Source organism: Pseudomonas fluorescens (assembly GCF_000967965.1).
Lineage (GTDB): Bacteria > Pseudomonadota > Gammaproteobacteria > Pseudomonadales > Pseudomonadaceae > Aquipseudomonas > Aquipseudomonas grandcourensis.
In genome coordinates this window covers 1-25,337 of sequence record NZ_LACC01000053.1, presented here as the reverse complement: position 1 = coordinate 25,337, position 25,337 = coordinate 1, and the positions used below count along the sequence as shown (strand labels likewise).

Here is a 25,337-nt window from a genome sequence, read left to right as displayed (position 1 = left end):
CCTAGCGGATACCGGCACCCGCCATGGACTCTGGCACCCACTGCGCCGTCGATAGCGGCTCGATGTAGTGGATGCCGCCATGCGGGCCCACCACGCCATTGATGTTATAGGTGCCTTTGGACAGGTCGTAAGTCATGAAAGGGGTGGCGTCCGGGACCTGCTGGTCGTAGCTCTGGCTGAAGAACGCGAAGGAGCCACGGTACAACTGGCCACTGGTGTCGTACTGATCGGAGGCCACCGCGGCCCAGGTGTCCTCATCCAGGTAGAAGCGGCGCTTCTGGTAGATGTGCTTCGCCCCGGGCTTGAGGTTGCCCTCCACGACGTAGACCCGGTGCTTTTCCCAGCGTACGAAGTCCGGGGCAATGAAGTTGGGCGTGGTCAGCGACTTGGCAGCGCGGGCGTAGGTGAGTTTGTAGGTGTTGTAGGGCACGATCATTTCCTGCTTGCCCACCAGCGTCCAGTCGTACAGTTCGAGCGCACGGGCGGTACCGGGGTTGGGGGTGTCGTAGGCCAGGATCGAAATCTGTTTGACCCGGCGCTGGGCAGGCATGTACTGCCAGGCGCGGCCAGGGAACTGCGTTGCGTTGGTCGCGTTCTTGAGCATGATCGACTCGCCGGCTCGGCGCGCAGGTCCGGTATAGGACAGTTTCAACTGATAGTAGATGTCGGAGCTGTTGAACGGCTTCGACAGGTTCTCGTAGATCGGGAAGGAGATGAATGCCTCGCCAGTGACCGCCAGGCTCGGTACGCCCGCCGTGTCGACGCTCCAGGAATCGTACTTGGAATGGATGTTGACGCCCTGGTAGCGCAGCAGGAAATTCCACATCGCTTCGGCGCCGGATTGCGGGATCGGGAAAGGCACCCCTGGCATCACATTGTCGATGGCGATCCCGCCGTTGAGGGACCTGGCATTGGTGGCATTCTTGCGGCTGTTGTCCAGTATCGCCTGTGGGAGCGATGCCGTGCGGTGGGTCGGATAGACGTCGATGCGAAAGTCGGGGTAGCGCTTGGCCAACGCCACTGTGGTGGCGGTCAGCATGCCTTTGTACGCGTCGACGTTCCGGCCGTTGATCACCAGCAGCGGCCTTTCGCTCGCAAAAGGGTCCGGGCGCATGCTGTCGCCGGTCTTGAAGCTGGATGGGGCCGTGGTCAGGCCACCGCTGTAGGGCGGAATGGAACCGTCGGCATTACCGGCCTTTTCGGCTCCCACCCACGTCAGGCTGGTGCCCAGCCGGGCGGCTTCCTGGCTCGATACATAGGCTTGGGCATCGATGCCCAGCGCCATGATGGGTACGGCAGCCAGAAGACTTTTCACGAATTTCATATTGTTATTCTCCTGCCTGGCGTACCAGGCAACTCGTGACTCAGGCGCAGCAGTCGCTTACGTCAACTCATCGCCAGAGACCTTTTCAGTACTGCCATTAGATAGCCCGCGTATCAGGGTCGCTTTTCATTCGACGACAGCCCCTTGGCTATTGATGACAGGCCCGGGCTGTCTCGGCGGGCATTCGATGGGTCGAGTGACCATCACTTGTTTGTATTTTTCAGAGGAATCATTGGGTTACCGAATGGTCATATCCATGTCTGAACACTGCCCGGACGAAAGTTTCGAGCAGCCATGACCCTTCCATACCTCCGACGTTTAGGACGTTTTTATGAATCGCGCAGTAATCTTGATCGTGGCCATTTCCAGCGCCGTCTTGTTGGGAGGCTGCGGCCCGCATTGGGATGACGGAGAGCGGTACGGCCGATATCACGATCATGACCATCGACGTGGTTACGACCAGAGAGGGGACGATGATCAAGGTTATGACCGCGACTATGGTCGTCGTGGCTATGATCGTAGCGACTATGATCGCGAACACCGTCGCTACCGTGATCGCGATGACAACGACGATTGATAGTTTGCCTTCGAGCGATGGAAGCCAGGTCTGGACAACACACCGCGAATAATTTGTGGCCCGTCTCATACCTGGCACTAAAGTGAACAAAATCATTGAAAAAAACCGCCATAAGCTTTAAACGGAAAGCCAAATGGCACATTGCATGCAATCAGCCAGTGAGTTTCAGCAGTTTTGGCTCAGGGAGCGCTGATGAGTTTTCGTACACTGACCGGCTCCCCGCGGCAATCGAGCAATGACGCCGTTGCCGCATTTCACCCCCCAGGGAACCCGGATACTGTCGGCATGGCTCGCGCCGGCAACGACGACAGGATCGAACAACTGCTGGACTCGGCGCGCAACTGGGCCCATACCACCGCGTGGGTGTTTTACCGCGCCGGTGAACAGATGCATCGGGTTGGCCAGGGTGACCCACGGGGACATTGGCCTTCCAGCGTTGCGAATGACGAGTTTGAAGCCTTTTGCCTGGCCTCGAACCTGCACCGCTGGCCCACCGGCAGGGGTGAAAGTGTGCTGGGTTGGCTGCTCGCGCCCGTCGCCGATGCCGCAGAGCCGGCGCTTGCTGAACTTGCCCAGCGCCTGGGCATTGAACTGCAGACCAATACCCTGGCCCGTGCGCAGATCACTCAGCGTGTACTGTATGAAATTACCTACCTGGCCAGTTCGACCCGTGACCGGTCTGAGTTCCTGGTGGGGGCTCACCGGCTGCTGGCCAGCCTGATCGATGCCGAGAACTTCTATCTCGCGTTGTATAACCCGCACACTGGCAAGATCGACTACCCGTATTACGTCGACATCATCGACGTTGATGCCCTGGAATCCGAAAACTACGAATACCTTGACCCTAAGCGCCTGTCGCTGACCGGCCAGGTGTTGACCAGCGGCCAGCCGTTGCTGATCGATGCCGCCGGGATTCTCGCGGCCCAGGCCGAGAACCGTTTCCACTGTGTGGGTGATCGGCCCGAGTTCTGGATGGGCGCACCGTTGAAAAACGCCTCGGACGAGGTGTTTGGCATGCTGGCGATGCAGGTCTACGACGTTTCTCGCATCTACAGCGCTGAAGACCGCGCGCTGTTCCTGGTGGTCGCCCGCCACGTGGCCATGGCGCTGGACCGGATTCTGCACCGGGAGGACCTGGAAGAAACGGTGTTGCGCCGCACCCTGGAGCTTTCGGCAGTCAACGACGCATTGCGCCAGGAAGTCACGGACCGGGAGCGTGCCGAACATCTGCAAGGCGCGCTGTTCCAGATTGCAGAACTGTCGAGCCAGCCGGGTGACATGGCCGAGTTGTTCCGGACCCTGCATGGCATCGTCGGTGATCTGCTGTTCGCGCAGAACTTCTACATTGCGCTGTTTGACGACTCGACCGGCGAAGTGACGTTTCCCTATTACGTGGATGAACGGCAGACCACCTGCCCGGCGGCGCGTCGAGGGCGCCGGGGCTTGACCGAGTATGTCATCCGTCAGCGCCGCCCTTGCCTGATTGACGTCGGCGAGGCTGAGCGATTGTCCGCGCAAGGTGAAATCGAAATTGCCCATGAGTCCGTGCGCTCCTTCTCCTGGCTGGGCATCCCCTTGTTCGAAGGCGACGTGGTGCGTGGTGTGCTGGCGGTGCAAAGCTATACCTCGCAGGTGCGCTATACCCTGCGCGACCAGGAATTGCTGACCTTCGTGTCGCGGCACATCGACACAGCGTTGTCGCGACGCACGGCCGCCGAAGCGATTCATGCCGCCAACCTCCAGCTCGAAGCCCGGGTACAGAGCCGCACCCGCGAACTCGATCACGCCAATGCCAAGTTGCAGCACGAAAACTCCCACGATGCGCTGACCGGTCTACCCAATCGCACCTACCTGCAGCAGCGCCTCAATCTGGCCTGGTCGCGGTTCGGCCGCGAAGGCGGGCACCTGGCGGTGATGTTCATCGACCTCGACCGTTTCAAGATGGTCAACGACAGCCTCGGCCACCATTTTGGCGACCTGCTGTTGATGCAGGCTGCCCACCGTTTGCGCGGTTGCCTGCGCGACACCGACATGCTGGCTCGTTTGGGTGGCGATGAGTTTTCAGTGATGGCTCCCGAGGCGTCGCTGGAGGTGGTGATTGAAATCGCCGAACGGATCCTGGTGGCGTTCGACCTGCCGTTCTTCATCAATGGCCATGAAGTTTTTTCGTCCTGCAGTATCGGCATCGTCAGCGCCGACAATCAGTTCCATCACGAGCCCGCCGACTTGCTGCGCGATGCCGATGCGGCGATGTACCGGGTCAAGAGTGCCGGGCGCGACAGCTACGCGGTGTTCAACCAGGAAGTGCGCCGTGAAGTCTCGGACCAAGTCGAGCGAGAAGGGGCCTTGCGCAACGCACTCAAACGCACCGACGAACTGCTGCCGTATTTCCAGCCGATCGTCAGCGTCGACACCGGCGAACTGTTGGCTCTTGAAGCGCTGATCCGTTGGCATCAGCCGGGCGGCCGGGTGATTGCACCGGGCGAATTCCTGCCGGATGTCGAGGGGTTGCGCCTGATCGGTCGACTGGACCTGTACATGCTCGCCAGCATTGCCGCGATCCTCGCACAGCCCGAACACGCCGACTGGCCACCGGTGCACGTCAATTGCTCCAGCTACAGCATGACGCGCCCCGAATTCGCCGGTGAGGTGCTGGCACTGTTGGCTCAGCACCAGGTCTCGCCGTCGCGAATCTGCCTGGAGTTGACCGAAGGGGCGCTGGTCGCTGAACCGGCGATTGCCCGGCAGACCATGCAACAACTGGCCGACAACGGCATGTCAGTGGTGCTCGATGACTTCGGCGCAGGGTTCTCATCCCTGAGCTATGTGCATCAATACCGCTTCAGCGGCTTGAAAATCGACAAGTCGTTCATCTTCGAACTGACCACCAGCCCCCGCAGTCGCGCGATCGTCCGGGCGATTGTGCGGATGGCCGAATCGCTGGACCTGAGTGTGGTGGCCGAAGGCGTCGAGGATCAAGCGACGCTGGAGTTGCTGCGTGAAATGGGGGCAGGGCAGGCCCAGGGTTATCACTTTGCCAAGCCGATGAGCTTGAAGGCGCTCTTGGCCAGTTCACTGCTCGGTCGCCAGGGTTGCTGACAAAACCACAGCACCAGGGCAATTGCGCTGATCGAGGCGCCCAGCACGCTGACGGCAGTCCAGCCCCATAGCGCATACACCTGGGTCGCGGCGGCGGCACCCAGTGCGCTGCCCACCGAGTAAAAGCACATGTAGGCGCCGACCATGCGACTTTGCGCGTCGGGCCGTGCCGCGAAAATCAGGCTCTGGTTGGTGACGTGTACGGCTTGCACCGCGAAGTCGAGCAGAATCACCCCACAAACCAGTGCGATCAGTGACGACTGTGCAAAGGCGATGGGCAGCCAGGACAGCGTCAGAATCGCCAGCGAAATGCCGGTGACCCGTTGCCCCAGGCCCTGGTCGGCCCAGCGACCGGATCGCCTGGCTGCAAGGGCGCCGGCGACGCCCGCCAGGCCGAACAAGCCGATGGCCGTGTGTGAAAGCGACAGCGGTGGGATGCTCAACGGCAGCACCATGGATGTCCAAAGCACGGAAAAAGCGGCAAAGATCAGCAAGGCCAACAGGCCCCTGGTTCGCAACACCGGTTCGGTCATGAAAAGCGTAAAGAGCGAACGGATGAGTGCCGGGTAGGTGTATCGACTGCGTGGCGTCACTGCGGGAGGCAACACTTTCCAGAACACCGCCGCGAGGGTCAGCATCAGTCCCGAGGAAACGAAATACACGGCGCGCCAGCCCGCCAGATCGGCAATCAGTCCGGAGCTGAAGCGCGCCAGAAGAATGCCAAGGACAATGCCGCTGGTGACGGTCCCCACGGCCTGGCCACGTTGTGCCGGCGTTGCCAGCGCGGCGGTGCAGGCCACCAGTACTTGAACCATCACTGCCAGCAAACCCACGGCGATCATGGCCCCCAACAGGGTCAGCCATTGCTGTGCGGCGCCGACGCCCGCCAGCGCAATCGCAGACAGCAGCATTTGCGTCAGGATCAGCCCTTTACGGTTCAACAAGTCGCCCAGCGGGACGATGAACAGCAAGCCCAACGCGTAACCGACTTGAGTCGCCGTCACCACAAACCCGATCATCGATGGGGCAACATCCAGGCTTCGGGCCATCGAGTCGAGCAAGGGTTGCGCGAAGTAGACGTTGGCGACGGCAAGCGCGCAGGTGACAGAAAACAGAAACGTGAGCTGCGCAGATAGCCCCGAAGCCTGCGCGGCGAAAGGATGGGTGGCTGAATCGGTATCTGCTTTCATGTGAGCCTCCGTGGCGCTAAACTGGTTTCAATTAGCAACTTGATTCGATTGTCATCGAATCAGGTTTCAAATTGCAACCACGTTACTCAAGGCCAGACGACAGACCTGGCTGTCCTTATCCAAAAGGTAAACACCATGGTCGCAGACCCTTCATCGCAAGGCAGCGAATGCCCGGTAGCACGGACACTGGAAGCCATTGGGGATCGATGGTCGCTGATGATCATTCGCGACGCGTTCGACGACATTCGCCGATTCAGCGAATTTCAGAAAAGCCTGGGGGTGGCCAAGAACATTCTGGCTTCGCGCCTGAAGACGTTGGTTGAAGTCGGTGTATTCGACGTTCAGCCTGCGTCGGATGGCAGTGCCTACAAGGAATACGTCCTGACGGAAAAAGGACGGGAGATCTTTCCAGTGGTGGTCAGTATGAGGCAGTGGGGCGAACGGTTCCTGTTCACGCGGGAAGAGACCCGTTCGGTGTTGCTGGACAATCAGTACGGCCAGTCCCTGATGCCGATTGAAGTTCGCTCCTTGAACGGACAAAAACTTGGACCGTCCGACTGCCACCGAGTGAGGGTGGTTGCCGACGAGTCGTGAATCGATCGGTGGAAAGCGAGTCAGTCGAGCAGCGACACCAGCCGCGGCTCGATTGATTGCCCAACCACTTCCAGCAACGCCAGGGTGACAGGCAATTTGAAACGTCGGCGCCCGGCGCTGCCTGGATTCAGGAACAGCCGTTCACCACGCCAGTCGATGCGCGGTTTGTGCGAATGACCGGTGATCACCAGCTTGATACCGTCATCAAGATCGGCCGCTACATCGGCGATGTCATGCACCAGCAGAACCGTCCAGCCATTGAGCTCCAGGTGCAGACAATCGGGCAACTCCCGGGCCCAGGGTGCGTCCAGGTCATTGTTGCCACGCACCGCATCCACCGGCGCGATTGCGGCCAATTGCTCGAGGATCGCCGCGCTGCCGATGTCGCCCGCGTGAAGGATGCGATCACAGCCTTGCAGGGCGGCTATGGCTTCGGGGCGGAGCAAGCCGTGGGTGTCGGAGATGACGCCGATTTTCATGGCGGGCAGTTCGAGCGGCATTGTGGTTCCAGGTTCAAGGGGATGTCTCCTGCGCGGATCCTTGCTGAACGAAGCGGTCGATCAACCACCTCGCAGCCGGCCCCGGCGGCAAATCCGTGCGGTAAATGACGTCGAAGGGGTAAATCCCGCTTTTGTATTCCGGTATGTTCAGTTGCACGAGTCGACCGCTTTCCAGGTCTTCCCGGACCATGGGGGCGGGCATGTTCCCCCAGCCGATGCCCTCACGCAGCAGCATGTGCTTGGCGCCCAGGTCCGCCAGGCGCCAGGTGCGGTTGCTGAGCACGGCGAAATCCTTGTCCTTGGTCAGGACCGAACGGTCGGACAGCACCAGTTGCGTGTGCTCTCGGCCGGCGCCCGGAGCATTCGGTTCGCTCGAAGCCAGTGGATGATTCGGGGCCGCCACGGGAATCAACTCGACACTGCCGACCCCCATTCTCTCGATACCGTCGATGCCCTCGTTCATGGGGCCGCTGACGCCGATGATCGCGCCACGGTTGATCACCCGTTCAGTGACGGCACCAAGGGCTTCCATGTGCAAATGCAGGGCAACGGTCGGGAATTCTTCGCGAAAGGATTTGAGTGCATCCACCACGCGCTCGGGGGGCAGCATGACATCGAGCACCACGTGCACTTCGGCTTCAAGCCCCTGGAGCAGGCCCTTCACTTTGGCGCGTAAACCATGAACACCGTTGGCAATGGTCCTGGCTTCGGCCAGTACGGTGCGACCGGCATCAGTGAGCTGGGGTTTACGGGTTGTCTGGCGGTCGAATAGCGACACGCCGAGCTGCATTTCCAGGTTGGCGATCGAGTAGCTGACGACCGAAGTGGCGCGGTGCAATTTTCGGGCGGCCGCCGCGAAGCTGCCGACTTCCACGACCGTCAGGAACACCCGCAGTTGGTCCAGTGTCGGTGTTCCCGGGTCAGAGATCATGCCTGTTTCCTTGAATCAGGCGTCGCTGAGCAAATTGCACGATTGAACTCCTTTACCGGTTATGTAGGCTAGCTTTTCTAATTTATCGCATCTAATGATCTAAATTAGCCAGCTATTCAGATTAGCTGACGAGGCGCAACATTTCTTCACCCGGGCGGTTCAAGTCGAATCGCACCCAACTGAAGGAATTGCCCCATGACGACTTCTGCAAACATCGCTCAAACAACCACCTCTGACCAGAGCCGTTCCGACGTCACCCAAGCCTCGGCTTCGTTGATCGGCCGCGTACTGCTCAGCGCCATCTTCATCCTTTCCGGTTTTTCGAAACTGGCCGCTCCGGCAATGATGGTCGGCTACATCAGCTCTGTCGGGCTTGCGCTTCCTCAATTGGCACTGGCGGTGGCAATCATTGTAGAGATCGGCGGCGGCCTGGCATTGATCGCCGGTTACCGCACCCGCACCGTCGCCGCCGTACTGGCCGTGTTCAGCGTGTTCACCGCGCTGGCGTTCCATAACGCACTGGGCGATCAGAACCAGTTCATCCACTTCTTCAAGAACATCGCGATGGCCGGTGGCCTGTTGCAGGTTGTGGCCTTCGGTGCCGGTCGCTTCAGCCTCGACGCCCGCCGTCGTTGATCCCCCGCGCTGCGCAGGGCCCGCGCCCTCGCAGCGCAATGATTTCTCCCCTCTTTTCGATTATCGAGGCCTCCATGAAAGCCCTACGCGTGTACGAATACGGCAGTCCTGAAGTTTTACGCCTGGAAGAGATTGCCGACCCTGTCGCCGGTGTTGGAGAGGTGCTGATCGATGTCGCCGCAGCCGGGGTCAATCCGATTGACTGGAAAATCCTGTCCGGGGCCATGAAAGCGTTCATCCCGTTGCCGCTGCCTTTTACGCCGGGCGTCGAAGTCGCCGGCACCGTGGTCGCGCTGGGCAAGGGCGTCACTGAATTCAATATCGGTGATGAAGTGTTCGGCTTCATCAACATTGTCGGCGGTTATGCGACCAAAGCGGTTGCCCAGGTTTCCAAGCTGGCGATCAAGCCAAAATCCCTCAGTGCGTTGCAGGCTGGCGCTGTTCCGGCATCGGCATTGACGGCCTGGCAGGCACTGACCGAACACGCCGGCGTGCAACGTCGACAGAAAGTGTTGATCCATGCCGCGGCCGGTGGCGTGGGCAGCATGGCCGTGCAGATTGCCAAGTACCTGGGCGCTGAAGTCTACGCAACGGCCTCGGCACACCATCATGCCTACCTGAAGGAGATCGGTGCGGACTACACCATCGACTACAGGACTCAGGCCTTCGAGGAGCTGGTATCCGGTCTCGATGTGGTACTGGATCTGGTGGGTGGCGAAACCCAATCCCGTTCGTTTGCGGTATTGAAAAAGCACGGTGTGCTGGTATCGCCGGTGAGCGCCCCAAATATGTCGCTGGCCAACGACTACGGCGTGACCCCAGCGAACTTTGCTACCCGCTCTGATGGCCGGCAGCTCTCGATCATCGCCGAACTGTTCGACAAGGGACACCTCACCGTCGACGTAGAGACATACCTCCTGAGCGAAGCAAAAGTGGCGATCGAAAAAAGCATGGGCCGTCACTTGCGGGGCCGGCTTGTCCTCGATACAACAAAGTAAGTGGTTGCCAGTGGTTGTTCCTGGAGTTGGGCGTCGAGACTGGAGACGCCCATCAGTCCCTGTGTTGGGTGGTAAGCGTTACTCGCGTTCCCGATCTACAACTCGCCTCACCTGGTTCAACAGGTGATCGACATCCTCGGCAGTGGTGGCGAACGAGGTGACAAAGCGAACGACGTTCGGTCCCCAACGATCGTGATAGAACCCGAAGCCGGCCTTTAGCAGCGCATCGATCATTGCCGGGTCCAGTCGACAGAACAGGATGTTCGCCTCGGTACCGCCGAGGACCTCAACGCCGCTCAGGCCAGTAAGTCCCTGGGCCAGGCGCTGGGCGGCAGCGTTGGCCTTGCGTGCATTGCGCAGCCAGAGATCGTCGGTCAGGTACGCATCGATCTGCGCCGACAGAAAACGCATTTTGGAAGAAAGATGGCCTGCGCGCTTGCGGCGGAAGCTCATCTCGGTGGCGAGGGAGCTGTTGAACAGGACGATGGCTTCCGCCGCCAGCACGCCGTTCTTGGTGGCACCGAACGACAGGGCGTCCACGCCGGCCTTCCACGTCATCTCGGCCGGCGAGCAGCCAAGCGACACCAGGGCGTTGGCAAAGCGCGACCCGTCCATATGCAGTCCAAGGGAAGAGGACTTGCAGACGTCACCAATGGCTGCGATTTCATCCAGGGTGTAGATGCTGCCGACTTCAGTGGCCTGGGTGATGCTGACGCAGGCGGGCTGGGTCGTGTGTACGTCGCCGACTTTGTCGCGAGTCCGCTCGCGCAGTCGGACGATGTCCAGCTTGGCCGCCGGGCCGTCGACGGTCATCAGCTTCGCGCCGTTGGAAAAGAACTCCGGCGCACCGCATTCATCGTTGTTGATATGACTGGCCGGATGGCAGTAGATGTTGCCCCAGGGTGGCGTCATCGCGCTCAGGCAAAGCGCGTTGGCGGCGGTGCCGGTGGGCACGAGAAAGACCTCCACGTTGCGTTCGAAGATTTCGCAGAACTTGCGCTGGACCTGCGCCGTCAACTCGTCGGTACCATAGGGACTCGCCTGGCTCGTGCTGTGTTTGATCAGGGCTTGTACCACCTCCGGCGAAGCACCGGCGATGTTGTCACTTGAAAAACCCAGCGCGGGCGGTCTGTTTGTTTCACCGTTCATCATCCAATTCTCGGCTGCGCAGGCGAAGGTGTTTCGCCCGGATTGGCGCATCCTATGGAGAGGGAAGGTGGTTGCGCTTGTAAAAAATTGACGGTCGCCAGATGGTCGACGGCCTAAGTCCGGTAGCGCGATGGTGCGACGCCGAATGCCTGCCGAAAGGCGCGGTTGAAATGGCTTTGATCGTAAAAGCCGACGGCGTGGGCGACCTCGACGATGGGTAGCGCGCTGCGAGAGAGCAGGCCGCAGGCCCGTTCGAGACGCAGACGAAGCAGCCATGCGTGGGGCGTCATGCCGATGGTCCGCTTGAACTGCTTGAGAAACGGGAAACGCCCCAGCCTACAGAGTCCGGCGAGGTCATCGAGGGTGATTCGCTGATCGATGTGGCTGAAACAATAGTCCCTGACGCGCGACCATTGCAGGGGCGATAGCGTGCCGGTAATCGTTTCGGGCTTGATCGCCCGTGACTGGCTCAACAGCTGTTCAAGCAGGGAGAACCATTGCGTCTGCACCGCGAGGCTGCCCGGGCCAACGGCCCGCTGCATTGCTTCGTGCAACCCGCACAGGTTATGGGCAAGTCCCGGGTCTTCGAGCAACACACCAGCCAATTCAAGCTCTTTCGGTTGACCGCTGATCTCCTCGGCCAGGCTCGCGACCAGCGCCTGGGACAGACGGAATGTCTTGAGCGTATAAGCGTCGCCGCCTTCGGGCACACCATCGTGGATTTCACCCGGCGGCATCAGGGCAATCCTTCCCGGACCTAAAAGAAACGACTCGCCTTTGGATCGATGACGCTGGATGCCTTCGGTGACAAAACCTACGTGGAAGTCGAGGTGGTAATGGCGATCGAAACCGGTGTCTACAAAGCGTGCGGACCCCAGCACCAAGCCTGGTACTTCGGACACGTGATGGTACTTGGCATGCTCAGTCATGGGACCCGTTCAACAATCGGCGAGGAGGGCGTGAGACTCAAAGTTTAAGTGCGTAAGAGGTATAGATGCCATGGGCATCGACTGCCGCTCGCTACGGGTGCACCTCTGGTGCGTCCGACGCGTTCAACTTCTCGATCACCAGGTCGATGAAAGCCGATACCGCAAGCGGCAACTGTCGTCGACTTGGGTACAGCACGTTCAGGCCATAGCCTTTGGGTTGGTATTGCGCCAACACCGGGACGAGCACACCGGCCTGAACATCGAGCCTGGCCATCACCGGTGGCAGTAGCGCGATGCCGAGACCGGCCACGGCGGCCCTGCGCAGTGCCTGTGCGGTATTGCCACTGAAGCGCCCGCTGACTTGCACTTCCTCCTCACCCTGCGGGCCGACCAGGCGCCATGTGGCGTGGCCACCGGGTTGCGCGGAGATCACACAATCGTGGTCTACCAGGTCCTGCAACGTGCGGGGTGAGCCGTGCGCGGCAATGTAGGCGGGGCTTGCGACCATTCCGACGCTGCGCGGATCAAGGATCTGACGGCCGACAAAACCGGAATCGTGCAAAGCGCCGCCGCGAAACGCGACATCGATCTGCTCTGCGATCAAGTCGGCCTTCGCATCGCTGAGTACGAAGTCGAGCCGCACGCGTGGATGCGCGGCGAGAAACCCGGTCACCCAGTCCATCTGGAAGAAGTCGAAGAAGTCGGCCGGTGCCGCCACGCGCACCAGGCCACTGGGCTCGTTACTACCCGTTATCAACTCCTGTCCGGCTTCGAGCAAGCCGTCGACGGCGCCTGCACAACGCTCATGGAAGTCCTCGCCTGCACCGGTGAGTGTGAGCTTGCGGGTGGAGCGTTGCAGCAGCCGCGTGTCGAGGTGCGCTTCGAGCTGCTGGATGCGGCGACTCACGGTATTGGGCGGCATGCCCAGGCGCCGAGCCGCCTCGGCAAAGCTGCCGCAGCGGACTACCTGCACAAACATCGCGATGTCATTGAGGTCGAGCATGGCCGGTCATTCCTTGCGCTAATGGACGAGTGCAATCCAATTGTATCGACTAATCAAGTAATCAGCCTCGCTCTATTGTTCCAGGCATTGGGCCGAGAGGCTTTCCACTTCGAGTGATCATGATGAACGTTCAGCAACAACCTGATATCGCGACTGATCCGCGCTCTGCACGCGAAGCCGAAACTCAGCGCGCTATCAGCTATCGCACCACAGGCAGCGGGCACGGCGCTATTGTCCGGTTGATGAGTCCTGGCGATCTCGGCCACCTGATCAAGCCCTTTGTGTTCCTTGATCTGTTCGAAGGTGAGAGCTCATTCATCAACGGCATGCCCATGCACCCGCACTCGGGCATTGCCACCGTCACGGTGATTACCGAAGGCAATTTGCGCTTCGAGGATGCTGATTCGGGAAAGGGGATGATTGACTACGGCGGTGTCGAATGGATGCGGGCCGGAGGCGGAGTCTGGCACGGCAAGGAAATGTCGGTCGGTACATCGAAGCGGATTCAGGGTTTCCAACTGTGGGTTGCACTACCACCGGCCTTGGAAAACGCCAGTGTCGATAGCCAATATCTGGAGTCAAGCGTGATGCCTGAAGTGGGGCCGGCGCGGGTGATTCTCGGCACGTACCAGGGTGTCCAGAGCCCGGTCCGTGCTCCCGCGGGCATGAACTACCTGTTGGTCACGCTACGAGCCGACGAGTCCTGGACTTATGTGCCACCCAATGGGCACGAGTCGTTGTGGTTGAGTGTCAGTCGCGGCGCGTTGTCTGCACCAGGCTTGGTCAACGCAGCAGAGATGGCCATCTTCGAACCCGGCAGCGGCGCAGTGACGCTCAAGGCGCTGAACAAAGACACCGTCTTCGTGATCGGTTCAGCAGAACCTCATCCCTACGATCTGGCGCTGGGAAACTACTCGGTGCACACCAACCCGCAGGCGCTGCGTGAGGGAGAGGCGAAAATTGCCGAGATTGGCGTTCGCTTGCGTGAGTACCTGAAAAAGCCCAGCGGGTCAGCCGGCGTGCCGGTTTTCAAATAACCCGTGAACCATGGCGGCGCGCCCTCCGAGTCAGGATGGCGCGCCTTTGCCATTTCGCAGTCACAGCCCCTAGCTTTGTGGCACCACCCGCGCTTCGTTTCCGCTACCCTCGACATAAACGTTCATGCCTTTTCTCAGCGACGGGTTGATCGGCTGGGTCACCTGAACCAATACGCCGCTGTGGGTGCGAACGATGATTTGCTGTGCGTCCACGGGCTGATCATACTTTTTCTTTTCAACGTAGTTGCCGCCTGCCGCACCCGCGAGGGCACCGGCGACCATCGCCACATCCCGGCCGGTACCCTGGCCGATCAGGCTTCCCAGGGCCAGACCGCCAATACCCCCCATTATGGCACCGACGCCGCTATCGTGATTGGTCTGCATCTGGGTCTGTGTGATCTGCTCGATTTTCCCCGAGCGAATTTCCATTTCGCCAGCGCCTCCGCTCCCGGCACCCACCGCGGCACAGCCGCCAAGCACCAGACCAAAAAGCGTAATCGTCAGCCAGGAAGCGATTGTTTTCATCGTCGAACTCCATTTTCAGAGGAAGTGGGTCATGCACACGCATCCAATGACGTTAGACGAAAAAGTCCGGTTCATGCGCTTGTTTGCCTGCGCACTGCGCGTAAGGTTGGTGAATCAGAACGCCAGGCGGGGGATGGCCAAGGTTCAGGCGCTGCTGACACAGTGTTTTGCGGATATCAAACAGGTCCGGACTGAGCGATTAGCCTGGGAACCGGTCCCCAAACATAGGGTACCCGCCGGCGGAACCTTCGCGTGTCGCCTCGTCCTGAATCACATCCCAATGTTCGACCATCACGCCGTCCTCCAGGCGCAGGATATCGACCACGACCCAGTTCGCCGGCTGGCCGAGGCCAGTGAAGCGACCGTGCAACATGACGAAGTCTCCTTCAGCGACTGCCAGTTGGCACTCGTAACGCAAATCGGGTGCTCCTGCGGCGACCAGTTCGAACAGACCCTCGCGACCAGGGGGCACATGGGCACTGTGCTGGATGTAGGAGGGTGACCAGAAGCGTTGGGCCGCAGCCAGATCCTTGAGATTGAACAGGGTTGCGAAGCCTTCGAGGACGATGGCCTTGTTCTCGGCGGGTGTACGTGAAGTCATAGTCTGATCCTGCTTGCAATGTAAAAGGTCGGCGGCTGTAGGGCCGCCCAATATCGCCTTGTGGTCTCAGCCGAAAGCCGGTCCATTTGCAATCATGTCGTTGAACGCATTCACCCAGGCATGCTCGTTCGGGCCAGGATTGGCGCGCATGGCTTCGGCCGGAGTGACGAGAATTTCGTCGGCACCGCTTTCGAACTGTTTCATCGCTTCTGTGATGAACTGGTCGAGGGGAATGGCGCGTTCCTCCTCGCTGCTGTCGAGCAATTCGGTGCGTACCCACGGCGGTGCGATCTCGACCAGTTGGACGCCGTGTTCGCGCAGCAGATAGCGCTGCGACAAGGTGTAGGAGTGCAGCGCGGCCTTGGTTGCCGAATAGACCGCCGTCACGGCCATGGGTACGAAGCCGAGTACTGAGGAAACGTTGACGATGATCGCATCCGGCTTGGCCTTCAGATGCTCGACCAGCGCCGAGGTCATGCGGATCGGACCCAGCAGGTTTGTGGTGACGGTCGAGAGAGCAAGCTCATCGTCCACCGGACCTTCTGCATGATCGAGCAACATGATGCCGGCATTGTTGATCAGCACATTGAGCTCAGGGTAATGGGCGATGAGGTGCTGCGCTGCTGCCTGGATGCTGGCCGTGTCGTTGATGTCGAGTTCGATGGCGGCCATGCCGGGGTTGGCGTCGAGCGTCTGCTGCAGTCGTTCCTTGCGGCGTCCGGAGATGATCACTTTATTGCCAAGCTTGTGGAAGGCTTCGGCCAGGCCCTGGCCAATGCCGGAGCCGCCGCCAGTGATGAAGATCGTGTTGCCAGTCATGCGCATGAGGGATTTCCTTGAACGAAAAAGTCAGGGCGTCCGCCACGCTGCCAGGTCGATCAGCCCGACCGCTGCGTCGCGGGGTATGGCGCTAAATTGGCAGCTTCGGCAGGATCGGAGTAGACGCTGTGACTGGCTATCTTCTATGCGTCGGATGCATAAGCACCGCTGGCATCGTCAAGCAGGCTGGCGACAAGATGTTCAATCAGGGCGCGGCCGGCTCTTCGGGTTCGCGAGCCGTGGGGGAAGTAGGCATGCACAGGTACGGACTCGGTTTCCCAATCGGTGAGCAGTGCGACAAGTTCACCGCTTTCTAGCTCTCGCCGGCATGCCCAGGCCGTTGTCGAGGTGATCCCCAACCCGGCCGTTGCCGCCGCGACAGCGCCTTCGTTTTCGTCGGTGGAGAAGTGCGCTTCGAGCTCAATTGTCCTGGTCTCACCATCGCGTTTGAACATCCACCCACTCGGGACCGTCGAGGCTGGACCGGCGATGATTCGATGGGATTGCAGGTCCTCAGGCGTAGTCGGCTCTCCGGCGGTGAGCAAGTAGGACGGTGAGGCGAGAATGAATCTGGAGATCGTCATGATCTGGCGGCTTGTTGCACTGGAGTCCACGAGTCGTCCAAGCCTGATCGCAACATCGATATTCTCGCGCACCAGATCCTGCCAATGATCGGCGAGCAGGACCTGGATATGCAGGTTGGGGTGTATCGCTGCGAACGGCGCTATACGCGGAATGATTTCCCGTACGCCGATGCTGGTCGGCATGCTGATCCGCACAACGCCGCGCAGCTCTTGGCCGCCGCGAACGCTTTGCTCGGCTTCTTCCACCGCGGCGAGGATGGGTTCCATGCGCGATAGAAAATCCGCCCCTGCGTCAGTCGGGACGACGGCACGTGTCGATCTCGCCAGCAGCAGGGTGCCGAGATCGGCTTCGAGCTCGGCGACAATCCTGGAGACCTGGGATTGAGAAAGACCCACTTCGCGTGCCGCGGCCGAAAAGCTGCCCAGTCGCGCCACCCTCGTGAAAAGCCTGTAGGAGAAAAGGTCTTTCATGTGTTGGCACCTTCCTTCAGCCGGTACGCACCTTGACCCCGTTGGCAGAGGCGACCGTGACACGCGGCAGTTTGGGTAAGTGTTTTTTTGAAGGGGAGGTAGCTGGGGCACTATGACCCCAGCTACCAGCGGTGCAAATGATCACGCAACTTCGGTATGGAAAGGATAGTCCGTGTAACCCGCTTCCGTGCCACCGAAAAACGACTCGCGGTCGTACGGGTTCAGCGGCCAGCCGTTGCGCAGGCGCTCTGGCAAGTCAGGGTTGGCGATGAAGTGGCGGCCGAACGCGACCAGGTCTGCATCGCCGGCCTCAAGGATTGCGTTGGCCGATTCACCGGAGAAACCGCCTGCCGCGATAAGGGTGCCCTTGTAGTGCTGGCGGATGAGTTGGGACGCCACCGGATTCTGGTCCCGGCGCTCGTCTTCGGCGACACCCAGGATGCGCGGTTCGATCAGGTGCAGATAGGCGAGGTCCAGCTTGTTCAGCTCGCGTGCGACATAGGTGAACAGGCCAATGGGATCGCTGTCGGACATGTCGCCGAAATTGCCGCTCGGGCCCAGGCGCACCGCCACCCGATTGCTACCCCAGACGGAGATCACCGCCTCTACTGTTTCGAGCAGGAACCGGCTGCGGTTCTCGAACGAGCCACCGTAGATATCCGTACGTTTGTTGCTGCCGTCCTGGAGGAATTGATCGAACAGGTAGCCGTTGGCCGAGTGCAACTCCACGCCGTCGAATCCGGCTGCGATACCGCGTTCGGCCGCTGCGCGGAAGCTTTCCACCAGCCCGCGGATTTCCGCGATGGTCAGTTCGCGCGGGGGGCTGCCGGGGGTCCAGCCAGTCTCGGTGAAGGCGAGGCCGCCGTGGTCCACGACGGAAGGGGCTACCGGCTGGGCGCCGCCGGGCTGCAGGAGGCTATTGGACTGGCGCCCCGCATGATAGAGCTGCAGAAAGATTTTGCCGCCTTTGGCATGAACGGCGTCGGTCACGAGCTTCCAGCCAGCGATCTGGCTGTCGTCATATAGACCGGGAGCACCGAGGTAGCCATTACCATTGGCGGCGGCGATAGTGGCCTCGCCGATCAGCAGGCCACCGGCGGTGGTGCGTTGGGCGTAGTACTCGGCCATCAATTGGCCGGGGATTGCGCCCGGCTCGGCACGCATACGGGTAAGTGGCGCCAGAACGACGCGATGGGAAATCTGGTGTGGACCTATCTGGATGCTCGTATGCAGTTTGGACATGACAACGATACCTATCAGTGGTGGGATGGGGCCAATGTAGGCGTAAAATTCGCGGAGAAAAATGTCCCGTGATGCCGAACATTTCGGATGTTTTTTCCGTAATCCCGCCTTGTTGGCGGGGGTCTACCGGAGCAGGCAGGAATAGTGATGGAAAGTCTGAATGGCATCTCGATATTCGTGCAGGTTGCCGAAACGCGCAGCTTCTCCGAGTCCGCCCGCCAGTTGGGGGTGTCGTCCTCGACCGTGGGCAAAACCATCGCCCGCATGGAGGAGCGCTTGCATGTGCGGCTGTTTCATCGCAGTACACGCAGCATCACGCTGACGGCCGAGGGAACCCTGTTCCTTGAGCGCTGCCGCCGCATCCTCAGCGAGCTCACCGCTGCAGAGTCCGAGCTGTCAGGCCTGGCTGGCAGTCCACGGGGGCGGCTTCGGGTGGGCACTCCGCTACTGGGCGACCTGATGATGCCGGCCTTTGACGGGTTCATGGAGCAGTATCCGGAAGTCGAACTGGATATCGATTTTTGCGACCGTATGGTCGATGTGATCGAGGAGGGGTTCGACGCGGTGATTCGCACCGGCGAGCAAACCGATTCTCGCTTGACTGCGCGCCGCCTCGGTTCCTGCGCACATGTGCTGGTGGCGTCGCCGACGTATCTCAAGCGGCATGGTGTACCCACCTATCCGCGTGAACTGGAACGCCATTCATGCCTGCAGCACAAGTTTCCCGCAACCGGAAAGCTGGAACGCTGGCCGCTGCGACTCGAAGCCTCCGAGGCTGAACTGGTGCTGCCCGCCACAATGACGTCGAACACGATCGAGCCTCTTGCCTACGCCGCAATCCAGGGCAGGGGCATTGCCTTTCTGCCGACTTTCCTGGTGCGCGAAGCGCTGGAAAGCGGCCAGCTGGTCACCGTGCTGGACGACTGCATTGACCGCCAGGTCGTCTTCTGGATGCTGTGGCCAGCCAGCCGTTATGCCTCACCCAAGTTGCGCGTGTTCATTGACTACATGAGTGCGCACTTGCGCATCTGATCGCTTACGCCGGCATGTACTACAACGCAAAACGCCGCCATGGCTTAAACAATCAGCTTTCACCGGTAGTAGCGCTTGAAAAGCGCTACGCAATGAGCCTGCAAGGTGTCGGGATAATCCGGGGCGATCCAAGTGGGCCCTACGTCTACCGCAAGGTTTAGTGAGATACTGACATCGTAAGACTTCGGACTTCCTTTTTACTGCATGGATTGCACCCCTTTTGAAAACCATAGCGCTTACCTTGGCTTTATTCATTCCCATCGTCTCCACGCAGGCTCTGCGCGTCGAGAAGCCCGAATGATGTTTACCAGGCGGCGCAGCTCCTTGGTGGGATTCATTCTTTTGGCGGTCGGTTTGGTGGGTTTTTCGACCTGGTTACTGCTGACATCTGAGACCGAACGCCGGAAAACGCGTTTTTTAGAATACGTACAGAACATTTCCGGCATCGTGCGCAACCAACTGGATACCAATGAAGCGGTGTTGTCGGGTTTTTCAGCATTTCTTCAGGCAGTCGACCAGAGCGATTCGGAAGCAGCAGCTCGTTATGCGGCAGCGGTTTTATCCGCGTACCCTCATATTTACATGCTCGAGGCGGCGAGGGCGGTACCCATCGCCGAGCAGACTGCATTTGAAGAACTGTTGAAGCGCACCTGGCGTCCGGATTTTGCACTCAAGGATTTCCCGAGCCTCGCTCAGCAACCTGCCCAGCATCAGGTCTATCTCAATGAGACCTGGCCCGTGTTGTTCATGTACCCGCCACTCCCGCAATCCAGTTCGATCTATGGCGTCAGGCTGGAAACCGTTGGGCATCTTTCCTATGCACTGGCTCGAACCCGCAGTAATCAGAAACCTGTCGTATCACCCGTTTTCTCGATGTACGAAGGTGGTAATGCTTACATTCTGATGCAGTCTGTCAATCGGACCGAGGATGCAAGAGAGAGCACTCGCCCCAATTTTTTTGGCAGCACGATGTTGTCTTTGCTTCTGATCAGAACGGACTCGCTATTGGAAGCCGTGAACGATGCGAACGTCGATCCTTTCGTCCATATCAGCGCTGTTCTGAAAACCGGCGCTGGTTCAGAAAACAACGTGTTTTCAACAGAGACAGAGCAGGCTGGTTTTCTGGATCAGCTTTTCTTGCCGTGCCTGACTGATCGGGTCGAGATTAGAAACGTTTCACAACCAATGACGTTGCTGTTTGAGCGTCAGCTGCGGTTTGGGGATGTTTTGAGCGCCGAAACATTGGTGATCCTTGCCGTTCTGGCCGGGGCGCTTGTCCTCATGCCACTTGTGTTGATCCGGCATTTCAAGGCGATAGAAAGGGCTGAAGTCGAGCACGAGCGAGCAACGTATCTGGCAACCCATGACGTACTCACAGAATTGCCCAACCGCTACCTCTTTGCCGATCGTTTTGAGCAGGCCATCGCCAATTGGAAAGTGAACGGGACACCGTTTGCCGTGTTGTTGATCGACCTGGATCACTTCAAGGAAATCAACGACGAATGCGGCCATGAGGTAGGCGATCAAGTGCTTCGAACGGTCGCAAGTCGCATGCTTCAGGCGACTCGCTCGCGTGACACAGTCGCACGCTATGGAGGGGATGAATTCGTCATCCTGCTTACGGACATTACCAGCGCTGAGAGTGCCGGAAAAAAGGCGGAGAGGTTGTTTGAAGCTATCGCGCAGCCAGTCATGACAACCGCTGGAAAGCGATCGCTCTCGTGCAGTATCGGGGTTTCGCTGTTTCCTGTTCACGGCCAGAGTCTCGACACTCTGCTCAAGGCGGCGGATCAGTCCATGTATGGCGTCAAGCAACTAGGTCGCAAAGGCATTGCAATGACTGAAACGGTAGAGGACTGATCTGACGAAGAGAGGGTGAAATGCTTGCCGGCTGGTTTCGTGGCACGGCAGGCGTTGATCACGCAGGAGGTACCACGCTGAACTTCGTTAATGACCGCTCGTATCGTCGTCTACAGCAGGCGCAACCAACTGGCCTGATTTGACAGGTAGCGAGGGACGGATGTGTTGTCACTCGCTACCAGCTTGATGAAAGCTCGTCCATGATCCGCAAGTAACCAGCTTCGTACAGACTGATTAATTGGTATATTCCCCGCGCGAGCGCTTAGCCACTTCATAGGCCATCATTGCTGCTTGGTCATCAGCTCTGTAAGAGATGTCCGCAGCGCTGGTGGTTCCTTGTCCATCCAGGCCGGGCATTTCCTGCAGTTGATTGAGCAGATCAGCGTGCGACACTGTTTGGCATATGAGCGGAATCAAATAGCTATCGAGATGTTTTCCTGCGGGATTGTCCAGTTCAAATGTTAAGGCGGTTAGATAATCAGCCTTGTTGGAGTTGACCCAGTCGATTGAGAAACCTGCTCGACGGCAGAGTTCGCTATGAACTAATAGCATGGTTCGACCGTTACCATCTAGAAAGGGATGCCCCCAAGCGAATGCTCCCATTACCTGGCCCGGACGAGCACGAATAGTTTGAGCATTATTTCCCATTTCTAATCCCCACTCTATCGCACGCTGGCACGACTCAGAAACTTCAAATTGTATGGTGCCCCCTTTGCTTACGAGTCGTGCCACTTTAAGTGAGTGTCTGTCTTGTCCCGCCCATGGATAGAATTCTTCGAATAGAATCTTGTGGACATTGAGGAAGTCTTTATAGCGGATGTGACCTTCCACATCGCGAAGATACTTTAAGGCCCGTTCAATATTGGATTCAAAAAAAACATGCTCCTGTCGTTTTAATATTGCAAGATCTTTTATGCTCTCAATATTGCGCAGGTAGCCGTGGGTCTCGAAGTCCCCGAATGGGTCGAACATTACTTGCTTCCTTTAAATAATTGCTCAGTAGTCGGGCAAGTTGCTTTGCGTTAATCAGATCGTTTTTCTTTAGCGCAACCAGAAGCTTCTCAGTTGCGTCAAGTTTTATGTCATCGCCAGCCATTCTCGTGACGGCTTCAGCAAAATCATCGAGTCCAGTTCTCTGGTGTTTTATTTTATAGTGTTCAGCAAACCGCTCAATATAGTTGCGCACATCTGATTTTGGGAGTTCATCAACATCAATGGGCAATTTCCATTCATCGCATTGATGAGGGCTCTCCAAGTGTTTGCTATGGGCGTAACATACAGGTACGCCATGAAGTGTTAGTTTGCGCGATATACGTATGTTTTTGGTATAAACAACACAAATTCTATCGTTGTTGCGCGTTTCAAGTTCAGCTTTGCACAGGGCTTCACCAAGCTCTTTGAATACAGACTTGACAAGGAGCAGTATGTATTCATTGGATGCGTTAGAGCTGGCATGAGTTTTTTTCTCATAAACGCCTTTGCCGATCCTGTCTAAATACCCGGTGGTTACTAGACTCTTTATGGCTTCTGTAACTTGTGTGCGACCGCCCAACTCGTCGAATTCACAACGAAGAATTATGCGCTTCTGTGTTTTTTTAATTTTATGAAAGATTTTCTCTTTTGTCTCCATGGTGCTTCTCCAAGGATGGCAATTGAGATGTATTTTATTATAAAGCCCCTTTGCTTTCAAGTTGTATTTGATTTTGTCGGGATGTTATGTTATTGGCCGATTCAGCTGTAGCATTTGGTTCAGATTGATTCGAACGGATATAAAGGTGGGAAGTTTTCGTACGTTGCTTTCTCCCTGCGCTTGGTACGAAAAGTAATCTCGCAGACTGAATCGACCAGGGTTGGACATTCCCAGGGGCGCAAACAGCGCGCTGGCTGCGACGTATCGTGGCTGGCCCCAGGTCATGCCCGCGCTTCTCGACCAGGTAAGCCAAAAAGCGGTCGGCAAGGGTGTGGCGGAAGTGATGCGCGGAAAGTGGCCTCCAGTAGCAATTCAATCATTAGCCAATTACGCAACTGCAATTGTTTCGGGGATTCTGTTGAAACAATCTGGTCGCGTTTGTTCAGATTTAAAACAGCGTGTTGCAGCGCTTTTTCACGCTGATCCAATTCGGACTGCCGTCTGTCTTGTTGCAGTTGCTGTTCGCTATGGTTTGCAACTGTTGCAGTAATACTTCTTTTGCCTGATTAAACAGAAACTCTTTCTCTTGCAGTTGCAATTCTCTGCATACCAAGGTTTCCTGTTGGATTTGGCGTTGATTGTGGTGGTTGGCATACCTCTTACGAGGTAAGCGCACGGCTGCGGGTGGTCTCCAGCACCGGATTGTTTCAGGTTCGCCTGGACGAACCCTTGCAAATACGCAACCAGGCCAACCCCCTACTGGTGTTTCGCACGCCGATAGTCCGGCTCGGGGGGGAGGGCGGGGACCTAAAACCCCTTGCGGTCGGACAAGGCACTGAATTTAGCAATCCTGCGCCACCCGCGGAAGGCGAGGACTCTGTCGGTTACTACGAACTGGCCATCTCGGCCCTTCCTCCAGACGGCAGTTTCAAGAGCACAACGGGCATCTTTAGGGGAGTCCTGTCGCTGACCTTCGAGGTGCGTTACCCCGTAAAAGGTGCCAAGGTGGATGGCTCTACAGTGGCTCCGTTCAATGTTTACCCAGGTGAACCAAAATTGTTGAAAGGGAAGTCGGTAACGATACCTGACCAGCCTTCTTGTTAAGTGTTTTTATGAAAATACAGTCTTGCAAATTCATTATTTTGACTTAAGTCCGTTGTAGAACTCGAGCGCAATCTCCTTGGAAATTTCCATTTTTTGCCGAAACTTGCTAGGGCGCAAAGAATGATCTTCATTGTACTTGGAGTCTATTCCAGCGCCGAAAGCTTCTTCTCTCTGGATCATTTCGTTTAGTGCTTTAACCAGTGCGCCATCGCTAGTGGCAATCTTATGCGCGCCGACGTAACCATCTACGAGTGTCTCGGCGTATCCATGAATCTCGCAGTTATGATAAAGATAGAGTTTCATGATGCAGGCAAATGAATGGGCGAAAGATTTTTTTGCTCCACTTGGCAGTGCTGAGTTGCAGCCATAAATTTTTATCTTCCCGGCAAAATTTTTATTCAGCAGGACTTCATCTTTCAACTCTTTGGCCAGGGCAAAGGCGGTGATGGACTCGCTGCTAGCAGAACTTTCGTTGGACAGACTCATGCTTCCTGGAGCGCAATGACCAAAAATGTAGATTGTCTCGTTTGGGCCTATGCAACTTTCCAAGCGTTCTTTAAGCCTTTTTTTCGAAGGTTTGTCGAATGTAAAGAACTCATAGTCGGCCAAATCGGTCCTGTCTTTGTTGGCATCAATTTTTGACCGCCTTGCTTTTCGCCAGTTTTCTCTCGTATTTGTCCACTGTCTGGACTGCCCCGAAAAAGGGCATATCACGATTCGTGAGTGTTTACTGGCGTTGCTGTCATCGCACATATCGTTCCTTCCATTGAATAGATCTCCTACCGAAAAGATTCTAGCCAAGCCTGAGGATTTGGCACGTTGTGCCTTTCGCGAAAATCTATCCTTGCGGGTGGAAAGCAAGCGTGTTGAGCAAGCCCGCTCCCACAGTTCGTTACGCCGCGCCGTCAAGGAATTGCTCGGCGTAGTGGCAAGCCACCTGGCGGCCGGCGAGCAGGCGCAGGGCCGGCTCTTCAGTGCTGCAACGCTCGGTGGCATATGGGCAGCGCTTGTGGAAGGCACAGCCGGACGGTGGGTTCAGCGGGTTGGGCAATTCGCCGACGATCTTGATTTTCGGCTTGTTCGGATCCGGGTGGATGGCCGGCGTCGCCGACAACAGCGCTTGGGTGTAGGGGTGCAGAGGACGGGAGTAAATGTCCTCTTTCGTGCCCATTTCCACCGGGCGACCGAGGTACATCACCATCACATGGTCGGCCACGTGGCGTACCACCGCCAGGTTGTGAGAGATGAACACGTAGGCGGTGTTGAACTCTTGCTGCAAATCCATGAACAGGTTGAGCACCTGCGCCTGAATCGACACGTCCAGCGCCGAGGTCGGTTCGTCCGCCACCAGCACTTTCGGTTGCAGCATCATCGCGCGGGCCAGGGCGATCCGCTGGCGTTGACCGCCGGAGAACATGTGCGGATAACGCTGGTAATGCTCGGGCCGCAAGCCCACCTGCTTCATCATCGCCTGGACTTTCTCGCGACGTTCCGCGGCGCTC

25 protein-coding genes are annotated in these 25,337 nt (G+C 58.1%); 9 read left to right on the top strand and 16 right to left on the bottom strand.

Annotated features, from left to right (window positions below):
* Position 1 precedes the first annotated feature (1 nt).
* Positions 2-1,324 (bottom strand): DUF1329 domain-containing protein, encoded by a 1,323-nt coding sequence (locus VC35_RS27780; RefSeq protein WP_046043902.1) that lies wholly within the window; start codon positions 1,322-1,324, stop codon positions 2-4.
* Between the two features lie 331 nt (positions 1,325-1,655).
* Here VC35_RS27780 and VC35_RS27775 point away from each other — a divergent pair, with 331 nt between their 5' ends.
* Both VC35_RS27775 and VC35_RS27770 read left to right on the top strand, forming a co-directional pair.
* Positions 1,656-1,901 carry a hypothetical protein gene (locus VC35_RS27775; RefSeq protein WP_080925415.1) on the top strand — a complete coding sequence of 82 codons (246 nt, stop codon included), beginning with the start codon at positions 1,656-1,658 and terminating at the stop codon, positions 1,899-1,901.
* A gap of 192 nt (positions 1,902-2,093) precedes the next feature.
* Positions 2,094-5,000 (top strand): sensor domain-containing phosphodiesterase, encoded by a 2,907-nt coding sequence (locus tag VC35_RS27770; protein WP_046043900.1) that lies wholly within the window; start codon positions 2,094-2,096, stop codon positions 4,998-5,000.
* Here VC35_RS27770 and VC35_RS27765 read toward each other — a convergent pair.
* Positions 4,931-6,190: an MFS transporter gene (locus tag VC35_RS27765; protein ID WP_046043899.1), complete on the bottom strand. Its 1,260-nt coding sequence runs from the start codon at positions 6,188-6,190 to the stop codon at positions 4,931-4,933. The genes VC35_RS27770 and VC35_RS27765 overlap by 70 nt on opposite strands.
* Positions 6,191-6,325: 135 nt before the next feature.
* On the opposite strand from VC35_RS27765, the gene VC35_RS27760 reads away from it, so the two are divergent.
* A complete protein-coding gene (locus VC35_RS27760; RefSeq protein WP_046043897.1) occupies positions 6,326-6,784 on the top strand; it encodes a winged helix-turn-helix transcriptional regulator in 459 nt (152 codons plus the stop codon).
* 20 nt (positions 6,785-6,804) lie between these two features.
* On the opposite strand, the gene VC35_RS27755 is transcribed toward VC35_RS27760, so the two are convergent.
* Positions 6,805-7,263: a metallophosphoesterase family protein gene (locus VC35_RS27755; RefSeq protein ID WP_046043921.1), complete on the bottom strand. Its 459-nt coding sequence runs from the start codon at positions 7,261-7,263 to the stop codon at positions 6,805-6,807.
* 34 nt (positions 7,264-7,297) lie between these two features.
* Positions 7,298-8,215 (bottom strand): LysR family transcriptional regulator, encoded by a 918-nt coding sequence (locus VC35_RS27750; protein WP_046043896.1) that lies wholly within the window; start codon positions 8,213-8,215, stop codon positions 7,298-7,300.
* Positions 8,216-8,410: 195 nt separating this feature from the next.
* On the opposite strand from VC35_RS27750, the gene VC35_RS27745 reads away from it, so the two are divergent.
* Positions 8,411-8,851, top strand: coding sequence for a DoxX family protein (locus tag VC35_RS27745; RefSeq protein ID WP_046043895.1), 441 nt, complete (start codon positions 8,411-8,413; stop codon positions 8,849-8,851).
* Between the two features lie 74 nt (positions 8,852-8,925).
* The gene (locus VC35_RS27740) at positions 8,926-9,849 is read left to right on the top strand and encodes an NADP-dependent oxidoreductase (RefSeq protein WP_046043894.1); all 924 of its coding nucleotides are present in this window, start codon (positions 8,926-8,928) and stop codon (positions 9,847-9,849) included.
* A gap of 78 nt (positions 9,850-9,927) precedes the next feature.
* Here the strand turns inward: VC35_RS27740 and VC35_RS27735 are convergent, their stop codons facing one another.
* The 3 genes from VC35_RS27735 to VC35_RS27725 form a co-directional block, all read right to left on the bottom strand.
* A complete protein-coding gene (locus tag VC35_RS27735) occupies positions 9,928-10,998 on the bottom strand; it encodes a threonine aldolase family protein (protein WP_046043893.1) in 1,071 nt (356 codons plus the stop codon).
* A 113-nt stretch (positions 10,999-11,111) separates the two neighbouring features.
* Entirely contained in the window at positions 11,112-11,927 is an 816-nt protein-coding gene (locus VC35_RS27730) for an AraC family transcriptional regulator (protein ID WP_046043892.1), read from the bottom strand.
* A gap of 91 nt (positions 11,928-12,018) precedes the next feature.
* The gene (locus VC35_RS27725; protein WP_046043891.1) at positions 12,019-12,930 is read right to left on the bottom strand and encodes a LysR family transcriptional regulator; all 912 of its coding nucleotides are present in this window, start codon (positions 12,928-12,930) and stop codon (positions 12,019-12,021) included.
* 122 nt (positions 12,931-13,052) lie between these two features.
* On the opposite strand from VC35_RS27725, the gene VC35_RS27720 reads away from it, so the two are divergent.
* Positions 13,053-13,967 (top strand): pirin family protein, encoded by a 915-nt coding sequence (locus VC35_RS27720; RefSeq protein ID WP_046043919.1) that lies wholly within the window; start codon positions 13,053-13,055, stop codon positions 13,965-13,967.
* Between the two features lie 69 nt (positions 13,968-14,036).
* Here the strand turns inward: VC35_RS27720 and VC35_RS27715 are convergent, their stop codons facing one another.
* From VC35_RS27715 to VC35_RS27695, 5 genes are all read right to left on the bottom strand, one after another.
* Positions 14,037-14,492 (bottom strand): glycine zipper 2TM domain-containing protein, encoded by a 456-nt coding sequence (locus VC35_RS27715; protein ID WP_046043890.1) that lies wholly within the window; start codon positions 14,490-14,492, stop codon positions 14,037-14,039.
* A gap of 199 nt (positions 14,493-14,691) precedes the next feature.
* The gene (locus VC35_RS27710) at positions 14,692-15,093 is read right to left on the bottom strand and encodes a nuclear transport factor 2 family protein (protein WP_046043889.1); all 402 of its coding nucleotides are present in this window, start codon (positions 15,091-15,093) and stop codon (positions 14,692-14,694) included.
* Positions 15,094-15,159: 66 nt separating this feature from the next.
* Positions 15,160-15,918, bottom strand: coding sequence for an SDR family oxidoreductase (locus VC35_RS27705; protein WP_046043888.1), 759 nt, complete (start codon positions 15,916-15,918; stop codon positions 15,160-15,162).
* 137 nt (positions 15,919-16,055) lie between these two features.
* Positions 16,056-16,967: a LysR family transcriptional regulator gene (locus tag VC35_RS27700; protein WP_046043887.1), complete on the bottom strand. Its 912-nt coding sequence runs from the start codon at positions 16,965-16,967 to the stop codon at positions 16,056-16,058.
* A 141-nt stretch (positions 16,968-17,108) separates the two neighbouring features.
* A complete protein-coding gene (locus VC35_RS27695) occupies positions 17,109-18,209 on the bottom strand; it encodes an alkene reductase (protein WP_046043886.1) in 1,101 nt (366 codons plus the stop codon).
* A 147-nt stretch (positions 18,210-18,356) separates the two neighbouring features.
* Here VC35_RS27695 and VC35_RS27690 point away from each other — a divergent pair, with 147 nt between their 5' ends.
* Together VC35_RS27690 and VC35_RS27685 are read left to right on the top strand one after the other, a co-directional pair.
* Positions 18,357-19,241 (top strand): LysR family transcriptional regulator, encoded by an 885-nt coding sequence (locus VC35_RS27690; protein WP_046043884.1) that lies wholly within the window; start codon positions 18,357-18,359, stop codon positions 19,239-19,241.
* A 300-nt stretch (positions 19,242-19,541) separates the two neighbouring features.
* On the top strand, positions 19,542-21,101 hold the full coding sequence (locus VC35_RS27685; RefSeq protein WP_046043917.1) for a GGDEF domain-containing protein: 1,560 nt from the start codon (positions 19,542-19,544) through the stop codon (positions 21,099-21,101).
* 234 nt (positions 21,102-21,335) lie between these two features.
* On the opposite strand, the gene VC35_RS27680 is transcribed toward VC35_RS27685, so the two are convergent.
* Together VC35_RS27680 and VC35_RS27675 are read right to left on the bottom strand one after the other, a co-directional pair.
* On the bottom strand, positions 21,336-22,073 hold the full coding sequence (locus VC35_RS27680; RefSeq protein ID WP_046043883.1) for a Fic/DOC family protein: 738 nt from the start codon (positions 22,071-22,073) through the stop codon (positions 21,336-21,338).
* Positions 22,021-22,731 (bottom strand): hypothetical protein, encoded by a 711-nt coding sequence (locus VC35_RS27675; RefSeq protein ID WP_046043882.1) that lies wholly within the window; start codon positions 22,729-22,731, stop codon positions 22,021-22,023. Before VC35_RS27675 ends, VC35_RS27680 begins: the two co-directional genes overlap by 53 nt.
* 283 nt (positions 22,732-23,014) lie before the next feature.
* On the opposite strand from VC35_RS27675, the gene VC35_RS29715 reads away from it, so the two are divergent.
* The gene (locus VC35_RS29715; protein WP_185754873.1) at positions 23,015-23,281 is read left to right on the top strand and encodes a hypothetical protein; all 267 of its coding nucleotides are present in this window, start codon (positions 23,015-23,017) and stop codon (positions 23,279-23,281) included.
* 587 nt (positions 23,282-23,868) lie between these two features.
* Here the strand turns inward: VC35_RS29715 and VC35_RS27665 are convergent.
* Together VC35_RS27665 and VC35_RS27660 are read right to left on the bottom strand one after the other, a co-directional pair.
* Positions 23,869-24,588, bottom strand: coding sequence for a hypothetical protein (locus tag VC35_RS27665; protein WP_046043881.1), 720 nt, complete (start codon positions 24,586-24,588; stop codon positions 23,869-23,871).
* A gap of 139 nt (positions 24,589-24,727) precedes the next feature.
* Positions 24,728-25,337: oligopeptide/dipeptide ABC transporter ATP-binding protein (locus VC35_RS27660; RefSeq protein WP_046043880.1), on the bottom strand; the 610-nt coding region annotated here is incomplete at its 5' end.